At 42.2% G+C, this 20844-nt stretch carries 22 protein-coding genes; 18 read left to right on the forward strand and 4 right to left on the reverse strand.

Going from position 1 to position 20844, the window contains the following annotated elements; all coding sequences use genetic code 11:
- Positions 1-209 precede the first annotated feature (209 nt).
- The 5 genes from CL181_RS09370 (at position 210) to CL181_RS09390 (ending at position 5213) form a co-directional block, all read left to right on the forward strand.
- Positions 210-887, forward strand: coding sequence for a phosphoglycolate phosphatase (locus CL181_RS09370; RefSeq protein ID WP_097299047.1), 678 nt, complete (start codon positions 210-212; stop codon positions 885-887).
- 42 nt (positions 888-929) lie between these two features.
- A complete protein-coding gene (locus tag CL181_RS09375) occupies positions 930-1118 on the forward strand; it encodes a hypothetical protein (protein WP_097299048.1) in 189 nt (62 codons plus the stop codon).
- A gap of 332 nt (positions 1119-1450) precedes the next feature.
- Positions 1451-1927 carry a hypothetical protein gene (locus CL181_RS20875; RefSeq protein ID WP_097299049.1) on the forward strand — a complete coding sequence of 159 codons (477 nt, stop codon included), beginning with the start codon at positions 1451-1453 and terminating at the stop codon, positions 1925-1927.
- A 229-nt stretch (positions 1928-2156) separates the two neighbouring features.
- Positions 2157-3821 carry a thermosome subunit alpha gene (gene thsA / locus CL181_RS09385; protein WP_097299050.1) on the forward strand — a complete coding sequence of 555 codons (1665 nt, stop codon included), beginning with the start codon at positions 2157-2159 and terminating at the stop codon, positions 3819-3821.
- Positions 3822-4082: 261 nt separating this feature from the next.
- The gene (locus CL181_RS09390; protein ID WP_255251518.1) at positions 4083-5213 is read left to right on the forward strand and encodes a homocitrate synthase family protein; all 1131 of its coding nucleotides are present in this window, start codon (positions 4083-4085) and stop codon (positions 5211-5213) included.
- A 50-nt stretch (positions 5214-5263) separates the two neighbouring features.
- On the opposite strand, the gene CL181_RS09395 is transcribed toward CL181_RS09390, so the two are convergent.
- Positions 5264-5749: a multiprotein bridging factor aMBF1 gene (locus tag CL181_RS09395; RefSeq protein WP_097299052.1), complete on the reverse strand. Its 486-nt coding sequence runs from the start codon at positions 5747-5749 to the stop codon at positions 5264-5266.
- Between the two features lie 52 nt (positions 5750-5801).
- Between CL181_RS09395 and CL181_RS09400 the strand changes: the two genes are divergently transcribed.
- The 13 genes from CL181_RS09400 to CL181_RS09460 all read left to right on the forward strand — a co-directional run bounded on the left by CL181_RS09400 (position 5802) and on the right by CL181_RS09460 (position 16611).
- A complete protein-coding gene (locus tag CL181_RS09400; RefSeq protein WP_097299053.1) occupies positions 5802-7043 on the forward strand; it encodes a proteasome-activating nucleotidase in 1242 nt (413 codons plus the stop codon).
- Positions 7044-7058: 15 nt separating this feature from the next.
- Complete coding sequence (locus CL181_RS09405; protein ID WP_097299054.1) at positions 7059-7382, forward strand: hypothetical protein; 324 nt, start codon at positions 7059-7061, stop codon at positions 7380-7382.
- 11 nt (positions 7383-7393) lie between these two features.
- Entirely contained in the window at positions 7394-7762 is a 369-nt protein-coding gene (locus CL181_RS09410) for a roadblock/LC7 domain-containing protein (protein WP_097299055.1), read from the forward strand.
- 74 nt (positions 7763-7836) lie between these two features.
- The gene (locus tag CL181_RS09415; protein WP_097299056.1) at positions 7837-8301 is read left to right on the forward strand and encodes a YbhB/YbcL family Raf kinase inhibitor-like protein; all 465 of its coding nucleotides are present in this window, start codon (positions 7837-7839) and stop codon (positions 8299-8301) included.
- A gap of 64 nt (positions 8302-8365) precedes the next feature.
- Entirely contained in the window at positions 8366-8860 is a 495-nt protein-coding gene (locus tag CL181_RS09420) for a rubrerythrin family protein (RefSeq protein ID WP_097299057.1), read from the forward strand.
- A 9-nt stretch (positions 8861-8869) separates the two neighbouring features.
- Complete coding sequence (locus CL181_RS09425) at positions 8870-9304, forward strand: flavodoxin domain-containing protein (RefSeq protein WP_097299058.1); 435 nt, start codon at positions 8870-8872, stop codon at positions 9302-9304.
- Between the two features lie 3 nt (positions 9305-9307).
- On the forward strand, positions 9308-10120 hold the full coding sequence (locus CL181_RS09430; RefSeq protein WP_097299059.1) for an epoxyqueuosine reductase: 813 nt from the start codon (positions 9308-9310) through the stop codon (positions 10118-10120).
- 66 nt (positions 10121-10186) lie between these two features.
- A complete protein-coding gene (locus CL181_RS09435) occupies positions 10187-11275 on the forward strand; it encodes a hypothetical protein (protein WP_141398859.1) in 1089 nt (362 codons plus the stop codon).
- A 10-nt stretch (positions 11276-11285) separates the two neighbouring features.
- Positions 11286-12440, forward strand: coding sequence for an ABC transporter permease (locus CL181_RS09440; protein WP_097299061.1), 1155 nt, complete (start codon positions 11286-11288; stop codon positions 12438-12440).
- Positions 12433-13581, forward strand: coding sequence for an ABC transporter permease (locus CL181_RS09445; protein ID WP_097299062.1), 1149 nt, complete (start codon positions 12433-12435; stop codon positions 13579-13581). The genes CL181_RS09440 and CL181_RS09445 overlap by 8 nt, the downstream gene beginning before the upstream one ends.
- Positions 13574-14284 carry an ABC transporter ATP-binding protein gene (locus CL181_RS09450; RefSeq protein ID WP_097299063.1) on the forward strand — a complete coding sequence of 237 codons (711 nt, stop codon included), beginning with the start codon at positions 13574-13576 and terminating at the stop codon, positions 14282-14284. Before CL181_RS09445 ends, CL181_RS09450 begins: the two co-directional genes overlap by 8 nt.
- Before the next feature lie 144 nt (positions 14285-14428).
- On the forward strand, positions 14429-15772 hold the full coding sequence (locus CL181_RS09455) for a dihydroorotase (RefSeq protein WP_097299064.1): 1344 nt from the start codon (positions 14429-14431) through the stop codon (positions 15770-15772).
- 155 nt (positions 15773-15927) lie between these two features.
- A complete protein-coding gene (locus tag CL181_RS09460) occupies positions 15928-16611 on the forward strand; it encodes a hypothetical protein (protein ID WP_217993137.1) in 684 nt (227 codons plus the stop codon).
- Here the strand turns inward: CL181_RS09460 and CL181_RS09465 are convergent.
- The 3 genes from CL181_RS09465 to CL181_RS09475 form a co-directional block, all read right to left on the reverse strand.
- Entirely contained in the window at positions 16608-17705 is a 1098-nt protein-coding gene (locus CL181_RS09465; protein WP_097299066.1) for a DUF373 family protein, read from the reverse strand. The two genes, CL181_RS09460 and CL181_RS09465, sit on opposite strands and share 4 nt — an antisense overlap.
- Before the next feature lie 99 nt (positions 17706-17804).
- Positions 17805-18269: a YqaA family protein gene (locus CL181_RS09470; RefSeq protein ID WP_097299067.1), complete on the reverse strand. Its 465-nt coding sequence runs from the start codon at positions 18267-18269 to the stop codon at positions 17805-17807.
- Between the two features lie 9 nt (positions 18270-18278).
- Positions 18279-20369: a DNA topoisomerase I gene (locus CL181_RS09475; RefSeq protein WP_097299068.1), complete on the reverse strand. Its 2091-nt coding sequence runs from the start codon at positions 20367-20369 to the stop codon at positions 18279-18281.
- Positions 20370-20844: the final 475 nt, after the last annotated feature.

The following is a 20844-nucleotide window of genomic DNA, read 5'->3' on the forward strand; positions in this document are numbered from 1 at the left end:
AAGAGAAAGGATAATCAACCACAGAGGACACGGAGATCACAGAGTTAATTCTCTGTGAACTCTGTGGTTTTTTAAATCAGAAGAAAAAACGATCTATAGAACACGGATTGCACGGATGACACGGATACCACGGATTTGATTATCTGTGTAAATCCGTCCGATCCGTGTCATCCGTGTTCGATTAAAACTCAATCTGGGAAAGCATAATAATGGTATTCAAAGCTGTCGTGGTGGATGTTGATGGAACGATCACATATAGCGACAGGAGTATCGATTGTAAAGCCGTCGCAGCATTACGAAGCCTTCACGTTCCTGTAGTTATTGCTACAGGGAACGTGCTCTGCGTTGTCCGGGCAGTCGCAAAACTCCTGGGAACAAGCGGCATCGTGATGGCTGAGAATGGCGGAGTCGTTGAATGCGGGAAAGTAGAATCGGACACATCCCACATAAAAGAGTGCAGGGAGGCTTTAGAGATATTGAAGCAGCACTTCTCCCACCTTGAGATGCTTGACCTTGAGAACAGGATCACCGAGATCGGTCTCAGGCGCAATTTCGATGCGAAAGAGGCAAGAAAATTCCTAGGTGAAGATGCGCCTGTGGATATTGTGGATACTGGATTCGCAATACATATCAAGAGCAAGAAGATCAATAAAGGCACAGGGCTAAGGAGGATCGCTGAGATGATGGGTCTTGATGCGCGGGATTTTGTTGCGATTGGGGACTCTCCTAATGATATCGAGATGCTTGAGGCGGCTGGTTTTGGAGTGGCTGTGGGGAATGCGCATCCTGATCTGAAGAGAGTTGCAAAGATGGTGACGAAGGGAGAGCATGGGACGGGGGTGGAGGAGGCGGTGAGGGATATGAAGAGGAGAGGGGAGATAAGATAGATATAGGAGGAATAAGAAATTATTGGCCAGAAGGTAATAAGCGTGAATGGTGTAAAACAACAAGTCATCCGTATGATAGAGGCTCTTCCTGAAGAGATTACTGTCGATGATATTATGGCAGAACTGTATTTCAAGCAGCAGGTTGATACAGGTTTGAAGGAGCTTGATGAAGGTAAGGGAATACCTCATGAAGAGGTTGAAAAGCGGATGGCCAAATGGCTCAAAAGATAAGATGGTCCGATGCATCATAAAAATAAATTTATTATTCCCCGGGGTAATATATTGGTTTATTTATTATTATTATAAAAGGAATCCTTTTTATACTGAATGGTCATATTATCAATGTTATACAGATTAAAGCCGTTTGGATACCTTACATTATGAATGAACATATAAGTATAATATCTTACGGTGACATAAGGAGAAAACAAAATGGGCACAGAGAGATTAGCGCATTACGCACGAATTGGATATATAATACCTACAATAGCATTGATAGGTTTAATTATTAGCATTATCCGATAATCTGTAATTATTATTTTTATTATCTCATTTTTACTTTTATGATGACTTTACTCGTATTTTTAGTCATACTCTTTGGCTTATTTGGTATGATTGCCACACAATATATAAGTCAATACAGAACGGCATATCAAATATGGACTAGAGAAAAGGTCTTCAATGGAAAAATAAAAGATTCAACTGAAAAACTTGATTTGTGTAGCAAAATAGAATCTTATTCTAGAGAGCTTTGCGAGATTAATGATTTATTGGGTATTGTCTTATTTATGTTATTTTCAACTTTGACAATAATCATTTTTACAACCTATTTTATTTTCCAATTTATGGATTTTAATTTACAAACAATGTTTACAAATCATAGTACAGAGGATAAAATAACCCTTATCAAAATATTAGCATCACTGGTTCTAACAATTATGATTTTGATTGCAATTCCTCTAATTTTTTCATATCTAAAAATAAATATGGGAAACCATCGCAATCAAGTTCAATTGATAAAATGTTATTCGATGTATTGATGAAAATATTAAAAATAAAAAAATAACTGATTATACTGAAGATGAAAAAGAACTCGTAAAAAATTTGACGAAAACAAAGGATTTCAAAGATACACCTTGACCAACGTAATTTTTATATAGAACCTCAAACATTGTTTTGCAAAAATCATATCCCGATCTTAAAATAATTATATAATTCATCGGGAGATCTGAATAAGACATAATAACACTATCAGGAGGATAATTATCTATGGCAGCACAACTTGGCGGACAGCCGATTTTCATTTTAAGGGAAGGTACTGAGAGAACACGCGGAAAAGAAGCCCGCAATAATAATATCATGGCGGCAAAAGCGGTAGCAGATGCAGTAAGGACAACGCTTGGCCCGAAGGGGATGGACAAGATGCTTGTAAGCGGAAGCGGAGATGTCATAATCACAAATGACGGAGTTACCATTCTCAGGGAGATGGAAATAGAGCATCCTGCAGCAAAAATGATTGTTGAGGTGGCAAAAACCCAGGATGACGAAGTCGGGGACGGCACTACGACAGCCGCAGTTCTTACAGGGGAATTGCTCATGAGCGCCGGGGCATTGATCGAACAGGACGTCCATCCCACAATTATTGCTTCAGGCTACAGGGCTGCAGCCGATAAGGCAATTGAGGTATTAAATGACATCACTCATACGATCTCCGAAAATGATGAGGACGCTCTCCTTAATATCGCAAGAACAGCGATGACCGGAAAAGGAGCAGAAGGGGCAAAAGAAAAGCTTGCAGAAATAGTCGTTACAGCGATCAAATCCATCGTGGATGAAGAGGACGGGAAGAAAGTAGTTGACATTGATAATATCAAGATAGAGAAAAAAGTCGGTCAAAGCATGGATGACTGCGAGCTTATCAAAGGCATTGTCCTTGATAAGAACAAAGCAAGTAACAATATGCCAAACAGGATCGTTGATGCAAGGATAGCACTCATTACAAGACCCATTGAATTCAGCAAAATGGAACTTGAAGCTGAGATCAGTATTTCAACACCTGGTGAACTAACACAATACCTGGACCAGGAAGAGCAGATCGTTCATGACATAGTCAACAGGATAGCAGCAACAGGAGCAAATGTTGTCCTCTGCCAGCTCGGAATCGAGGAGCTGGCTCAGTATTTCCTGGCAAAAGCAAACATCCTTGCAGTTGAACATATAGAGAAAAAAGACATTGATAAAGTCGCAAGGGCAATTGGTGCAAATCTTATAACAAGCCTTGATGATTTCGAAGCATCAGATATCGGCCAGGCCGGGCTTGTAGAGCTGAAAGGGCATGGCGAAGATAAGATGCTTTACATCACGGAATGCGTGAATCCAAAAGCTGTGTCGATCCTGATCCGGGGGGGCACAGAACATGTAGTGGAAAGTACCGAGCGCGCACTTGAGGACGCACTGAGAGCAGTCGGTGTTGCGATCGAAGATGAAAAACTGGTCGCAGGTGCAGGTTCACCTGAAATTGAACTTGCTTTGAGGTTAAAAGATTACGGCTCAACACTAAAAGGAAGAGAACAGCTTGCAGTCATGAAGTTTGCCGAGGCTCTTGAAGTGATCCCGAAAACACTTGCCGAAAATGCAGGTCTTGACCCGATTGATAAACTTGTGGAGCTTAGAAGCCAGCATGAGCAAGGAAATAAGGATTTCGGGCTTAATGTATTTACAGGGAATACGGAAGATATGTGGAAGAACGGGATTATCGAGCCTCTGCGTGTAAAGACACAGGCTATAAACTCAGCAACTGAAACCGCAATAATGATCCTGAGGATTGACGACGTCCTTGCTGCATCAGGCGGCGGGGAAGCAGGCCAGCAGGGCATGGCTGGTATGGGCGGTATGGGTGGAATGGGCGGAATGCCTCCCGGTATGATGATGTAAGGGGAATACTTTCACACTGCTATCTTCACATATTTATAGCAAAAAAACAACTCGTATAAAGGATTGAAGCGATAGGTGTTTCGTTATCAATCCTCATCCCCTATTTTTGATTGGAATAGATTTAACCCTGGCATAAATGATAGCCAGTGCTTCTTTTATTCTATCAAATAACACTCCAGCAAGAAATGCAAAGATATAAGTAATGATTAAACATCGTTAATAATCCTGATCAATATGACCGATTATTCCAAAAACAACTTAATGAAATTCATCAATCATAAACCCGGGGACATAGAGATATGTGATGTCACTTTGCGGGATGGCGAACAGACGCCCGGCGTAGCTTTTTCGACACAGGAAAAAATCTCGATCGCCGAGAAACTTGATAGTATTGGAGTTGATGTTATTGAGGCCGGATTCCCGGTAGTATCGGCAGCTGAAGAAGCAACCGTCCGTGAAATCGCACACCTTGGGCTTGATGCAAAGGTATGCTGTCTTGCACGCTCGGTTGCAAAAGATGTTGACACTGCTCTTAAATGCGATGTGGATTTCATAAGCATCTTTATAGCAACATCCGATCTGCATCTAAAATACAAATACCATAAAACGTTTGAAGAGGCTACATCCTGCGCCCTTGATGTGCTGGATTATGCCAAAGATCACGGCCTTATCGTTCGTTTTGCAGCTGAAGACGCAACCCGTACTGATATCGGGGTACTGAAGTCCATTTTCAAGTCAGCGGAAGATCACGGCGCGGATTATGTCAGTATCGCCGACACTGTGGGAATATTGAATCCAAGTACTGCGTTCTACCTTGTCAGTGAGATAAAGAAAACAATAAAAACCAAGTTGTGTATCCATTGCCATAACGACCTGGGAATGGCTGTTGCGAACACGCTGAGCGGTGCCGAGGCAGGAGCTTTTCAGCTTCATACCACGGTCAACGGGATCGGCGAACGCTGCGGCAATGCTGCTCTTGAAGAACTGCTTGTGAGCCTGCGTGTTCAATACGGTATTGAGAAATATGATGTAAGCAAATTGATGGAGCTTTCAAAGCTCGTGGAACAATATACCGAAATACCGATCCCAAAAACAAAAGCGATCGTGGGAGCAAATGCATTTGCCCATGAATCAGGGATACACGTTGCTGCTGTTCTTGAGGAACCCATGACCTATGAACTGTTCGCTCCTGAAATGGTAGGCGCCAAACGGGAAATAATTATAGGAAAACACACAGGTTCAAAGGCCTTAAAGGGTGTAGTGCAAAAAATGGGATATGATCTCACGCATGAGCAGATGTCCACACTTCTTGATAAGGTCAAGAAATGCAGCGAGGCCAAGAAAAAGGTATCGTGCGGCAGGCTTTCAGAGTTTATAAAGGAACTTGAGTAAACTGATTCGAAAATCAACGATTTACTAAAAAAATCTTCGAAGAATGAAGATTATTTCCCTTTCTTCCTGATAATCGCCACATCCCCAAGAGTGGTTCCCCTGATGAACCCGCTGCCCCTCTGGTCCTTCGAAGATACCCTTTCGGTAAGTTTGATATTTAATGTGGTTTCAAGCTTTTTCCGGACTGTATCCTCGGGTATAAGCTCTTCACGTTCGATCTTTCTTATCAGGGTAGCTTTTTCCATCATCTTTGATGCAAGGTCTTCGATGGTCAATCCCTGGGATTCCCTTGCTTTCTTGATGACCTGCGCATAATCCGGCAGGATCTCGTCTTCGAGTTTATCAAAAGCATCCCTTTTCGGCCTGTGTGTCACTATTACCCTTTCTGTCGGAGCCATTTTTCTTGACACCGGTGTCCACTTATCCTGCGGTTTTCCATATTGTGCGCATTTGCTGCATACATCCAGTACAGTCCCTTCGACTGTCACACGAATAGGGTTTCCCTTTATATTAGTACCACAAATTTCACATTCCATCACATCATCTCGACGAAAACTCTATATACCGTCCACGCTTAAATATCATTCGATGTCAGAATCTCAGGATAATACCCAGGAAAGCCCGGTCTCGATGGGGAACAATGATTTTTCACGCTATCTGATGGACAGGATAAAAATGCTTGAGGAAAGGAACACTCTCCTCAAGGAACAGGCCAATAAGGTAGAAATGGAAAAGCGTTTTACCGAAAGCCAGGTGCTTAACTACGAAAGAGAAATACGGCAGCTGAAAAGTGAGCTTGAACGAATAAAAACCCCTCCACTTGTTGTTGGTACGGTTGTGGATGTTCTTGATGGCGGGAAAGTGATAATCAGGAGCAGCACAGGCCCGCAGTTCGTTGTCGGATCAACCCAGTTAATCAACAACTCAGAACTTGTGCCTGGAACTTCGGTTTCTTTAAACTACCAGAGCCTTGCTGTTGTCGGTATTCTTCCGTCATCAAGAGACCCGTTCGTACATGGTATGGAGGTCATAGAATCTCCTAACGTTTCATATTCGGATATCGGGGGCCTTGAGGAACCGATCCGTGAACTTCGTGAGACTGTTGAACTGCCGCTTACAAAACCAGAGGTATTCGAACGTATCGGGATTGAACCTCCCAAAGGCATATTGCTATACGGCGCCCCTGGAACAGGAAAATCCCTGCTTGCAAAAGCCGTTGCAAACCAGACAAAAGCAACATTTATCCGGATAGTGGGTTCGGAACTTGTACAAAAATATATTGGTGAAGGAGCGCGGCTTGTAAGGGACCTTTTCAAAATGGCAAAAGAAAAATCACCCAGCATTATATTTATAGACGAGCTTGATTCCATAGGAGCAAAAAGGATTGATTCGGCTACATCCGGGGATCGTGAAGTCCAGCGCACATTGATGCAGCTGCTTTCGGAAATGGATGGTTTTAACCCAAGGGGAAATGTCAGGATCATCGCTGCAACCAACAGGCCTGATATTCTTGATCTCGCTCTTCTACGCCCCGGAAGATTTGACCGTTTCATCTCTATCCCGATGCCAAATAAGGATGCCCGAAAAATGATCCTTAAAATTCATTCCAGGAAAATGAAGCTATCAGAAGATGTTGATTTTGATGAACTATCCTCACTTACTGATGGTGCGAATGGTTCCGATCTGAAGGCGATCGCAATGGAAGCAGGAATGTTCGCAGTGAGGGAGGAGCGTTTTGGTGTTGGAATGGAAGACTTCCAAAAAGCCATCAGGAAATTATTGATCGCCCCCTCAAAACTGAATCTACATTCAGAAGGCATGTTTGCCTGAAATAAGAAGATAATTATGGAATATATTTTAAATATTTTGGACTTCCTGGCAAGAATAATTTTAGTCAGCATAATGTTCGTGATCTTTTTTAAGCTCAGGAAGATGGATAAAGAGATATTGAAATCATTTATATATTTGCGATTTTATAAAATAAGGGACGCTATGAATATTGTGATGATCTCATCTCCATTTTTTTTAGCTTCCTCGGTTCTTGAATATCCGGGATTTATCCAGAGGTATGGTGAAAGTCAGATTCATTTTATTCAAGATATTTCACTCATTTTGTTCCAAACCGCAGTAATCTATTTCTTAGTAATTGTTTATAGGGCAATGAATTAGTTGAGGAATCAATGGAAACGATCGCGAATATGCTTGAAAAGATCCTTGATGACTTGCAGTCAGTCGGGGGCGTCGAACTTTGCGCAATTGTTTCAAAACAAGGGTTGCTTATGGTTTCCAGGGAAGCAAGTCCGGGACTTGATAGTGAAGCATTCGCTGCCTTAACTGCTACATTATATATGTCGGCTGAATCTACCACAATACGATTGAGTAAACAGAAACCCAAATCCATAATTGTTGAAACAAATAATAAGCAGCTAATAACATATGCAGCCGGCCCCGATGCTTTAATAGTTGTTCTTGTGGGGAACGAAGGTTATATCGGCCTTATCTTGAGTGAGATAAAAAAAGCCGCAGAAAAAGCTATTAATGTCATATAAAAACCTCGAAAACTTGAAGATTGAGTCTAATAATTCTGCTTGCAGCCGGATGCATCACAAAGGAGGATAACAATATGGAGAAGATTTCGATTTCAGCAGATGGATTTAAAGAGGAGGGCACTATACCTGACGAATTTACGTGTAATGGCAAGGACATTTCACCTTCACTTTCCTGGGAAGGGATACCCGCGGGGACAAAGAGCATTTCATTGATAATGGATGACCCGGATGCTTCGGAAGGAACATTCGTGCACTGGGTGCTATATAACATACCTGCCGGGATTTTGAAGCTGCCAAAAGGCATCCCCCATAATAAGACGCTTGCCGATGGAAGCATGCAGGGTATGAATGATTTCGGACAAACCGGATACGGAGGTCCCTGTCCTCCCCCTGGAAAACCGCACAGGTATTATTTTAAGGTGTATGCGCTGGATATAAACCCTGTGCTGCCGCCGGGCGCTTCAAAGAATCAGCTTGAGAGCGCCATGAAAGGCCACATACTGGCAAAAGGTGAACTGATGGGTAAATATCAGAGGTAATTGACAGGAAAATATATCACCTATAGCAGTAAATTAAAAGGTAAGGGTTAAAAAAGGTGAGATCATGACCACACAGGATAATTTAAATGAAGCTTTTGCTGGAGAATCACAGGCGAACAGGAAATACCTTGCTTTTGCTGATAAAGCCGAGCAGGAAGGCTATAAGCAGGTAGCGAAACTATTTCGCGCAGCTGCTGACGCTGAGACCGTACATGCCAAGAACCATTTACGGGTGATGGGGGGCGTGGGAAAAACAATGGATAATCTCAAGAGTGCAATATCCGGGGAAACAGCGGAATTCAAGGATATGTACCCGAAATTCATCGAGCAGGCAAAAAATGAAAATGCATCGGATGCCGTGATACTCAGTTTTGATGTAGCAAACCAGGTGGAGAAGATCCATGCAGGTCTTTACCAGAAGGCTCTTGATAATCTTGGCAAGAACAAGGAAACTGGGTATCATGTCTGCCAGATATGCGGAAATACGGTAGAAGGAGAAGCGCCTGATAAATGCCCTATATGTAATGCACCAAAATCGATGTTCAAAAAGGTAGATTGAGGCGATGATATGGCAAAAAAACTTGCGATAATATATGGCACAGGCTTTGGCAACACTGGCCTGATGGCAAAAGCCATCGAAGAAGGGGCAAGGGACTCAGGTCTTGATGTCTTGATCAAGAAGGTGGATGAAGCAACCCCGGCTGATGTTGAAAATGCAGATGCAATAGCAATAGGCTTAGCAACCTACAAGGGCGCAGGAATGCCATCGGTTATTAAATATGTGGAAAGCCTGGCAAAAGTTCCACTTAAGAACAAAGTCGGAACAGCCTTCGGATCATACGGGTGGAGTGGAGAAGGACCCATTTTCATAACGAAAGTGCTTTCCAGCTATGGGATGAGTGTAATTGAGCCGCCCCTCCGGATAAAACGGATCCCTGAAGAAGAAGGCCTTGAGGAGTGCAGGACGCTTGGAAGATTGCTTGCTGAAAAGCTCAAGAAATAAGCCGTGAAAAAAGAACTTCTTAAGAAATGTAGGGCCCTGGGAATACCTCTTGTGGGTTTTGCGCCCGTTAACAGATGGAAAAAGGTGCCAGATGAGCTTCCCAATGTTTTATCGCCATGGATACCTGAAGAATTCTGGCCGCAGTCCATTTATCCTGAAGCTAAAACTGTAATAGTGATCGGGCTGCCCGTGTCATTACCCATAATTGAGACTGCGCCTTCTATCTATTATCAGGAACTTTATAAAACAGTAAATTCAATGCTTGATTCTAAAGCATATGAAATCGCGAATTTCCTGAATGAAAAAGGATTCAGTTCCATATATCTTCCAAGGGATGGTTATGGTGATATAAAAATTTTGATAGATAAACCGTTCGCATTTTTTTCTCATAAACATGCCGCATACCTTGCAGGATTGGGTTCTTTCGGGCATAATAATGTACTGCTTACTCCCGAATATGGACCAAGGGTCAGGTTCACTTCGATTTTCACATCAGCAAAAATAAAATCCGATCCCATAAAGATCAAGGATATATGCACCCACTGCCTCATGTGTGTGAATAATTGCCCTGCTGGCGCAATCCCGGCAAGAGGCGATTTCCCGCCACCTGTTGATAAAAGAGCGTGTGCAATACGCAGCGCCGAACTGAGGGACGAATTCAGGTCGCCGTGTGGGATTTGTATTAAAGTTTGCCCTGTGGGAAAGGACAGGGAATTGTTTGGGAGGAAGAATATGGCCATATATTCCAAAAATAAAAAATTCGAAAAATATCATCGTGCCTGGGAGCATGTAAGGAGATACGGAAGTAAAGGATAATAATTTTAAAATAGATTTTGAAAATTTTAAATATCATTAAAACCTTTAAGTTGTATAAAGGGTAACATGCAATTGCAATTTAACAGGATATCAACAATGAAATCATATTCAATATTTTTAATTTTGATAGTTTTTTCTATGGTCAATCCAGCATCCGCTCGCGTTGAATTAACCGACTTTTTTTCGGATTTTACAACAAGCGATGTTACTATCAATTCTGATGTGGATTTCAATGGAAAAGTAGTTTTTGAACTTTTGTATTCAGGTGAGATCGTCGAATCTCATGAAGTTCCGGTTAATGCCAGGGCAGGAGAACCTTTGACCAAAGTCATAATATGGCAGGAAAAACCCCAGCATGATTTTTATACCGCCACCGTAGCCTTATATGAAGGGGACAGGCTCGTTTCCAACAATTCATACCATATCGCTTACGGAAGTGCCACTATACCCTCTTTCCAGGTTGTGGATTTCTCGCCATCAGACAGCGGAGTACTGTTATTACTTCGTTCTTTTAATCCCACAGTGGCCGATATTAAAATTGAACTATTAGATAATAATGACATTGTTTACTCTAAAACCAGAGAGGACATATCGATTACAACCAGCACTGATCTGCAAATACTGTGGCCTTTTCTGCTCACTGATAACAAGAAATATACTGTCCGGGCAAAAATATTCAGCCACAGGCTGTATGCGTCTCCTCTTGTCAATACATATATAGCCGGATTCACAGCCACAGACGATGTTGAGATACTGCCTGCGGATGTACAGGTGGATGAATACGGCGCAAGCGTTACTATCCAGGGAAAATCACAGGTCCCTTTCGATGGATCCATTGTTGTTTCTGCAAAGAACAGGGCAACAGGAGAAACGCATGTATACAGGCAGCAGTTTGAAGATATCCTTACTTCAGGAAAAGAATCAACTGCTGGCATTGTATGGAAAGGAATCGCACCAGGGAATTATGATGTGATCCTCGAAGCGGTGAACCATAAAAATATCACGATAGACAAATATGAAACCGCACTCAGGATACCGGAATATCCAACTGCGAATATAACCTCGCCCGCAAACAGCACACCCGGATTCGAAGGGATCGTTTTCCTGATTGCCCTGGTGGTAGTGATATCAATATCCCGGAAATTGAAAGTTTAAAAGGTGTTTAATGTTTGATCTCATCCTTAAGAATATCACACAGCGAAAACTCAGGGCAGGGCTAACAGTTTTCGGTATTGCGCTCGGGATACTTGCAGTTATCGTTATGGGCGGGATGTCTGAGCATTTCAACATGACTTTTGATAAATCCATAAGTCTGACAGCAGATAAGATCCGTGTATTCCCGGAAATAGGATTCGGGGGCGGGGATCTTAACAATTCAAAAGCAAGGGAAGTAAAAAGGGTAACTGGTGTGGCTGATGCCTACGGGATTTTGCAGGCTGCACTTGATCCTGAAAGCCTGGGTTTTTTTGGCGGTGATGTAGTGATAGGAGTGCAGCCTGAAAAACAACTCTCCTTATTAAAAGACACAAAAGTCACAGATGGCAGGTTCCTGGCCGTGGGTGATGGTTACAGGGCAGTACTTGGGAGCAGTGTTGCGCGCGAGTTTAACCTGAAAGCGGGAGACGGACTCCAGATAAAGAGCAAGCGCGTACAGCGCGCCTCATCAATAACCCATACGAGGAATTTTACAGTTGTTGGAATAATGGAATACACAGGTTCTTTCTTTGATAACGGCGTTATAATCCCGCTTGACGTAGCACAAAAATTCTATGATCGCGGGGATACAGTGTCTTTTATTCTCGCGGTCCCTGACCCGGATACGGATGCAGAAGATCTTTCTAAAAGGATAGAACTGAATGTTGAAAAAATAAAAACCTTTTCCCCGGAGCAACTTCGTAAACAGATCGAGCAGTCACTTGTGATTTTCACTCTTATCACCATAAGCGCTGCCGTACTTGCAGCAATTATCGGTGGCTTAAGTGTTGTGAACACAATGCTGATGTCGGTTTCAGAAAGAACAAAAGAATTCGGGCTCATGAAAGCTATGGGAGCCGAGACAAAGGATATTCTTTTTATGACAATGGGGGAAGCAGCCTTAATGGGAATACTTGGCGGGATATGCGGAATAATCGGAGGCGGAGCCCTCGTATATTATTTGAATGATTATCTTGCATCCCGCGGCACTGTTCTTTTTTCGGTCACTCCGAGACTACTTGCTATCGCGATTGTTTTCTCAACTCTTCTTGGGGTATTATCAGGGCTATACCCGGCCTACAGGGCAGCAAAGATGAGCCCGATGGAGGCGCTGCGGTATGAATGATCTCATAATTCGAAATATCACCCAGAGAAAATTCAGGACAGGTTTAACAGTATTTGGCATAGCGCTCGGGATATTTGCTGTCATGGTCATGGGCGGGATGTCGGAATATTTTAACCGCCATTCAGAAAACACATTGAACCTTGTGGATAAAATCCAGGTTGTTCCTGAAACAGGATATCTGGGAGGAAGCATAGATGAATCCACTGTAAGAAAAGTCAACCGGGTTCCAGGTGTCTCTGATGCGTATGGTTTGTTGTGGATGCCTTATGATGTTGAGGGGATTGGGTTAATTGGAGATTACGTCGTGGGAATCCCTATCGATAAGCAAGAAACAACATTGAAAGATACAAAATTAAAAAGTGGAAGACTCCTCCTTCCGAGCGACACTTACAGGGCCGTACTGGGCAGTAATGTTGAACGGGAATTCAAAATAAAAGTAGGGGATGAGCTTACCATAAAATCAAAAAGATTCAGAGGCACTTCTTCCATAACCCATGAAAGAAATTTTACTGTTGTGGGAATACTGGAATATACAAGCTCGGATTATGACAATGTTATCGCGATTCCACTTGAAACAGCACAAAAATTTTATGAGCTTGAAAATACGGTTTCTTATATCTGGGTCGTGCCTGAACCTTCGGCTGATGGGGAAGATCTTGCAAAAAGGATAGAGTTAAGCGTTGAAAAAATTACGGCCTTATCGCCTCAAAAACTCAGGGAACAGGTAGAAAAAACACTTGTTATTATCAATCTGATAACTCTAAGTTCGGCAATCCTTGCAGCTATCATTGGAGGTTTAAGTGTAATGAACACCATGTTGATGTCAGTTTCGGAAAGGACAAAAGATTTCGGTCTCATGAAAGCAATGGGTGCAGAGATTTGGGATATTCTTTATCTTACCATGGGAGAATCTGCGCTTATGGGTGTTCTCGGAGGAATTTTCGGAATTATCGGAGGTGGGATATTCATTTATTACATGAATGAATATCTGTCTTCCATGGGAATGGTGCTTTTTGCTATCACACCAAGGCTTATTATAATATCACTGCTTTTTGCAACTCTTCTCGGGACTCTTTCCGGCAGTATTCCAGCGTATCGTGCAATGAAAATGAATCCCATGGAGGCCATGAAGTATGGATGAACCTATCCTGAGTGTCAGGAACCTTTCAAAAACCTATATGCAGGGAAAAATCCCGGTGCATGCCCTCAGTGATGTCAGTTTTGACGTTCAAAAAGGCGAGTTCCTGAGCATTATAGGGCCTTCGGGAAGCGGTAAATCCACGTTCCTTTCAATGATAGGTCTTCTTGACAGACCAACAAAAGGCAGCGTGTTTATTGACGGGGTTGAGGTTACAAAAGCAACAGATAGCGAAGCACCGAAAATCCGCCGTGAAAAGATCGGTTTTGTGTTCCAGCATTTTAATCTCATACCCACGCTTTCAGCTTTTGAAAACGTTGATATTGCGATGCGGTTTGCAAGGGTACCGAAAAGCAAGCGAAAAGAAAGAGCGGCGGAGCTTCTCACCCGGATGGGGCTTCGTGACCGGATGAACCATAAGCCTTCTGAATTATCAGGCGGAGAGCAGCAGCGCGTTGCCATTGCCAGGGCTATGGCGAACAATCCTGCGATAATCCTTGCTGATGAGCCTACCGGGGAAGTGGATACAAAGACGCGGGATATGATCGTGGAACTCCTTCGCGGATTAAGTGAAAAAGGGCAGACTATACTTATCGTAACCCATGATACGTCAGTATCGGCGAGGACCAGGAGGATAATAAAAATGCTGGATGGAAAGATCGAAAGTGATACGATAAACGCCGTTGGTGAGATTAAAACCGCCTAAAATATTCAGTTTGGTTGATATTTGAGAATCCGAAATTCAGGTTAATTTTACAAGATATACGATCGAAGCATAGTTATGTATGTATTCCAAACAATTTACTATCAGTAAAACAATTCAAACTGTCTTTGCGGTGAATAAAATTAAATGCCTGACCTCGTAATCAAAAATGCCAGAATTTTCATAAACGATGCTATCCAGCCAGTTGAAATAGCTGTGGATAACGGGAAAATCTCAAAGATCGGGAAAATCGTTGGACAGCAGGAATATGATGAGATCATCGACGCCAGAGGCGCGCTCATATTACCAGGCGCGATTGATGTCCACGTTCATTTCCGTGACCCTGGAATGACAAAGAAAGAGAACTGGTATACAGGTTCATGCGCAGCGGCAGCCGGGGGCGTTACGATGGTCATCGACCATCCCAACACGATCCCACCTACAATAGACCGCTCATCATTCAAGGAAAAATTAAAAGAATCCAGAAAATCAATAATCGATTATGGTATCAATGCAGGAGTAACTGCAAATCTCACAAATTTTAAGAACCTCTGGGAACTTGGGGCAACTGCGTTCGGTGAGATATTCATGGCAGAATCCACAGGGTCGCTGAACGTTAATGAGAGGACATTGAAAGAGGCGCTTCCTGCAATTGGGAACCTGGGTGCAGTTGCCTGTATTCATGCTGAGGACGAAGAGACAAGAAAGAAATTCGTCAATTTGCTTAAAGGGAATCCTGCACCAGAATCGTATTCCAAGTCCCGTCCCAATTTATCTGAAAAAATCGCTGTGGAAAAAGCGATCAATCTTGCAGTTGATACAACAAAGCTGCATTTCTGCCACATCAGCGCACTTGAAAGCCTCGACGTCATAAGAAGAGCGAAAGCAGATAATAAAAACATTACCTGCGAAGTAACACCTCACCATCTTTTTCTATCCACAAGGGATTACAGGCGGCTTGGCACACTTGGAAAAATGAATCCACCGCTTCGGGATTTCTCATCCCAGCAGAGCATGTGGGAAGGTTTGCGGGACGAGACTGTAGATATAATAGCATCAGACCATGCTCCGCATCTTGAATCAGAAAAAATGACTGATATATGGTCTGCTCCTGCCGGGGTTCCCGGTGTTGAAACAATGATGCCTTTAATGCTTATGGCAATAAAACGAAATCTTCTCACACTGAAACGGGTAATTGAGGTAACAAGCCAGAATCCTGCAAGAATATTTGGCCTGAAAAAAGGCGTACTTGCGCCCGGATATGATGCTGATATGATAATTGTGGGTGAAGAAAAAGAGATCCGTAAAGAAAAACTTCACAGCAAAGCAGGATGGACACCTTTTAACGGAATGAAAGGTTTGTTTCCCAAAATGACCATCTCACACGGCGAAGTAGTTTTTGAGGACGGTGAGATAATTGCCAGGAGAGGTTGTGGCAGGTTCATTCCAGGGCAGGGATTGAAGACAGGAAGTGGAGATGAGTCTGAGTAAAAAGGGTAATATACAGTGAACCCTAATATTAAAAGGAATAAATTGCGATGCGAAACAACTTTTCAGGAGGGGTTTAAAGGTATAAGACGATAGCTCTTGTTACGGATGATTTTCCGGTATATCATTCCATCATCGAGGAAGGCCGATCCCGTAAATTGAATATCCTTGTTCTGAATCCCGAAGAACGCATACCTCCGCACGTTGGTGTTGTCATTACTACAGAGAGGGAATCTGAGTTTATTGATTTTGATCATGAAATGATCGTTATCGCTGACAACAGGCCACAGGCAACCCTTGATAAAGCGCTTTCCATGCTATTCGGAGAGGATTTTGAACATTTGATTATAGGAATAGACCCTGGAAAATATCCGGGTGTTGCCATACTTGGAAATAACAGGACAATTTCTGTTCATCATGTCTCTGCGGGTGATGTATGCCCGCTTATAAAACGAATAATGCAGGAATTTGAAAATAAAAAAATCATTGTCAGGATAGGTCATGGTGCAAGACTTATCCGTTCACAGTTGATAAACGGGATACTTGACCTTGGAATACAGGTAGAAATGGTGGATGAAACCGGAACAACACCGCATCTTGGAAAAGGAGTTCATGGACGGGTGATATCTGATATTATTGCGGCAATTAATATTGCATTGATCCCGGGAAAAATAGTGGGAAAACAATTCATTGAGCCTTCGAGTGGGGAAGTAAGGGTAATTCAGGAATCAAGCCGGGAATACAGCAACGGTCGTTCGACTATTCCGCGGCTCCTTGCAAGAGCTGTCGCAAAAGGGGAATTAACCCTTGATGAAGCTGTGGAAAGACACAAGAACGATTAACGTTTTGATATCCTGTTTCTTGTTGTCCTTGCTGAAATCCATGCACCTGTAACCGCAATTAATACTGCCAATGTTACGCTTCCGAGAACAAACTGGCGGCCGTTATTGATTATAGGATATGTGTCCATTGCTTCCCGTATAACAAGTATGTATGTGCTTCCAGCCCATAAGATAATACCGGCTGCAAACACGAAGAACGGATGTGACCAGTGCCTTCCGATCTTTTCTTTATCCAGGTGCAGGTCAAAAATTATGCCAATATTAATAATTACACCTGCAATTGCATACCACCATATGGAGGCATTGATGTAACCCATAAGCAGAACAAGATATCCCACAAGTATCGGTTCGTTATAATAATCCCAGAGTGCAATACCACCCTGCACGGTACCAATGAGTGACAGTATTATGGCTGCCAGGTACATAACAAAAGTAATTTTTCCTCCATATAAGGATTTCATCATAGTCCCTTTGAAACTATCCACGGTATCATCAAAACCTGTCCCACGAAATAACATATAAAGGCCAATGCTTGCAGTTATTGCCATTACCGCAACCTCAGGGCGATCAAAGTATAATGAGATCGAATAGATCAGGAAAACAAGACCGATAGGAACGAAAAAAGTATGTGATATTTTTGGGTCGTTGAATGCTTTTTTAATTATATAATATGTGCTTTCCAGATTCTCATGCTGTTTTACGATTATTCTATGAACTGCATCAACTTTTATTCTGGATTGTATGATCGGCAATACGGATTCATCTTCTGCTCCATCAGAAACAAGTATCACTTTAAGTGGTTTTAGCTCAAGGAGAATTCTGTCAAGCTGTTCAGCGATTTTCCTGTCAGCCAGTATTCCGACTTTTTTATCCCCGGCTATTGAAACGATCTCTACACTCTCTTTCTGGGCAATGAGTTTATCATAAACATTAATGCCGCCAAAAATTGTGTTGATATCCGAATCTTCCGGGTCGCTGGAAGCAAGTCTGACCGCAGCATCGATGTTTGCAGCGCGCCCGATTACCGGGCTTTCCACTTTTCCTTTTTCCCCAAGGTCGTTGTCCCTGTCAATACATATGATAAGCGTATGCATTGCACTCTGTTATCTTCATGTTTATATAAATAACATTCGTATCAATTTTATAAAATGTCAATAACTTTATATTAAAAATCCTTTATATCAAAAAATCTTTTATTTAGGGAAAAGAGTCCATATATCAATGATTTTTATTGACACATATAATATCCCGATACATTTTATTGTTTTTGCGATTGATATCACAACCATGAACCTTTTAGTTTCATAATTTTCAATTCCTGCAACCATTGGAGCAAGGTCGCCAACAATCGGGATCCATGGGGAGACAATTAGCAGGAATGCACCGTATTTGCGGAAATATAATTGCATCATCAGTTCCTTTTTCCGGTCATGGAACGGTATGATCTTTCGAATTTTATATTTTCCTAATAAATATCCAATGTATGCTCCTGCGATTGATCCTGCTATCAAAATTAATAATACTAACTCAGGTTTTTTTCCAACATCCAGTAATCCGAAAACCACGGGTTCTGTTGGTATTGGTATTATGGATGAAATCAGGGCTATAAGAAGAAGTCCGGCCATCCCATAGGATATGAAAATTTCAAATAATACCATTTTTATTGCTTATTTTGAAGAATTACGTTTAGTTTTATTGGACTTAACTTCCTTTACTTCAATTTTTGGCTCTTTTATCAATCCATTCTTCTTTTCTTCTTCAATCTTCTTCTGCCACTCATTAAAATTACAGTGCGGGCATCCGATTTCCCAGGGGCGCTTTCCTTTGTTCACTATTTTAATATGGAAGAGACCATGATCACTGCATTGCTTTTCAGTGACTACGATCTGTCCGATTTTAGGCAGCGGAAGAGTGAAATCACAATTTGGATATCCCGAACATCCTATAAACCTTGAACCTTTTTTGGATTTTCGGATGATAAGGTCAGAAGAACATTTCTGGCATGTTCCGATAACCCTGTCTTCATATAATCCGTTCCTGAGGGCTTCACTTATCAGATCCTTGTTTTTGGTCATATCCTTGAATACTTCACCCAGCATATCCCTTGATTCCCTGACCACGAAGTCTTCGGTAATCTTGCCTTCGGAAATCTCATCCATGTCTTTTTCAAGTTTGCTTGTCATGTCGGGTTTAGTGATAGTGCTTGCATATTTTTCAAGCGCCTCAACAACTGCAAAGGCTGTTTTTGTTGGCTGGATGGGATTTCCGTGAACATACGCCCTGGAATAAAGTTTGGATATTATTTCATGGCGCGTGGATTTTGTTCCCAGGCCCAGGTCTTCCATTATCTTGATAAGATGCCCCTGCCCGTATCTTGAAGGGGGTTGTGTCTCTTTTCCAACAAGATTTACTTCTTTTACTGTAAGGGATTGGCCTTCTGCTAACTTTGGCAGTATCCTGTCTTCCGGCAGATTATACGAATAATACCATCTCCAGCCAGGTTCCATCAGTCTTGCCCCGTTCGCCCCAAAATCCTCACCGCTGATATCAACTGTTACAGCCATTGTTTCCCAGAGTGTCTCGCCTGCAAATGTTGCGAAGAACCGCCGAACTACAAGCTCATATAATTTCCATTCATCATCTTTAAGCTGGCTTCTCTTTACGGGTGTCGCGGGATGTATAGGTGGGTGATCGGTAGTTTCTTTCTTGCCTCTTGTGGGCTGGAGTTTTCCAGATAATAGCTTCTGTGCATATTCTTTGAATTCCGTGTTCAGGAAAGATTCAATGATCCCTTTCATGTCAAGTGTTTCGGGATAAACGGTATTATCAGTACGCGGATACGAGATGTAACCATTCACGTAAAGGAATTCTGCTATCCTCATGGCATTTGAAGGGGAAATCCCGATAGCACTTGCCGCTCTTAGGAATTCGGTGGTATTGAACGGCATGGGAGGTTTTTCGCTTCGTTTTCCAAGTATAATACTTTTTACTGTTCCGGTTTTTCCAAGTTTTGCCCTGGTCGCTTCAGCTTCTGCCTGATCAAGGAATCGTCCTTTCTTGTGCTGTGCTTCAAATTCCCCGCCATTTATAAGTGTAGCATATAGTTCCCAGTAAGGAACGGAGATAAATGTTTCGCGTTCCTTTTCACGGTTGACAATGATTGCAAGAGTAGGTGACTGCACCCTTCCAACTGACAGGAATTTATCCCCGAGCCTTCCTGAGCTCAATGAAACGAATCGAGTGAGAACCGCACCCCAAATGAGGTCTATGACCTGCCGTGACTCGCCTGCAGCAGCAAGATTAAAATCGATTTTAACAGGATTAGAAAAAGCTTTCTTGATTTCTGCCGGGGTTATAGTGCTGTAATGGACGCGGTCTGCGGAAATATCCGGATTTACTTTTTTCACCACATTCAATGCTTCTACACCTATCAATTCACCTTCACGGTCATAGTCAGTGGCGATTGTCAGGTGTTGGGCGGTTTTTCCCAGTTTTCGAATAGCAGTTACAATGTTTGCATGGGTTGGGTTTGTAAGAACTTCTGCATGTATCAGGTTCTGTAGATCTGTTTTCTGCCAGTTATTGTATTCCTTCGGAAAATCCACTTCTACGATGTGCCCGGATAAGCCAATTACGGCGGTTTCGTTGAATTTATATGTATCAACACCATTTACTCTTTCTTTATCTGGCTTTTTATCGGATAGTATTGCTGCGATCCTTTTGGCAGTGTCATGCTTTTCTGTTATTATTAAATGCATCGTGTACCCTCAGAGGTGTCTGGATAAGAATGTAACTTGTTTAAATAGGTTTGGTTATAACTGAATATATTTATTTATATATAAGTTATTCTGGGCTTAATATGTTGTAATTCCATTTGCCAGGGGAGATTTTATATAGGGCATGTAACATACAAGACGCTTCCCGCGTGTGAAATCACGGGTATGTTGTATTGTAAAGACAAAATATATGTTTGGCCGTAATATGCCCTGTACATGTTCAAAAAAACTGTGCAAGGGAAACTGTTATATACGGTGCAAAACATACAAGACGCTTCCTGCTTGTGAAAACAGGAATGTGTGTTGTAGGAAAAACAAATATGTTCTCCGATAAACGCCGGAACCGTGTAGAAAAATAATGCGCGAGGGAAAGTGTTATATACGGAAAAAAACATATTATACACTTCCCGCGTGTGAAAACAGAAAACACAAAGGAAATGTTGCGTTTTGAAAAATA

This window comes from Candidatus Methanoperedens sp. BLZ2 (assembly GCF_002487355.1).
GTDB lineage: Archaea > Halobacteriota > Methanosarcinia > Methanosarcinales > Methanoperedenaceae > Methanoperedens.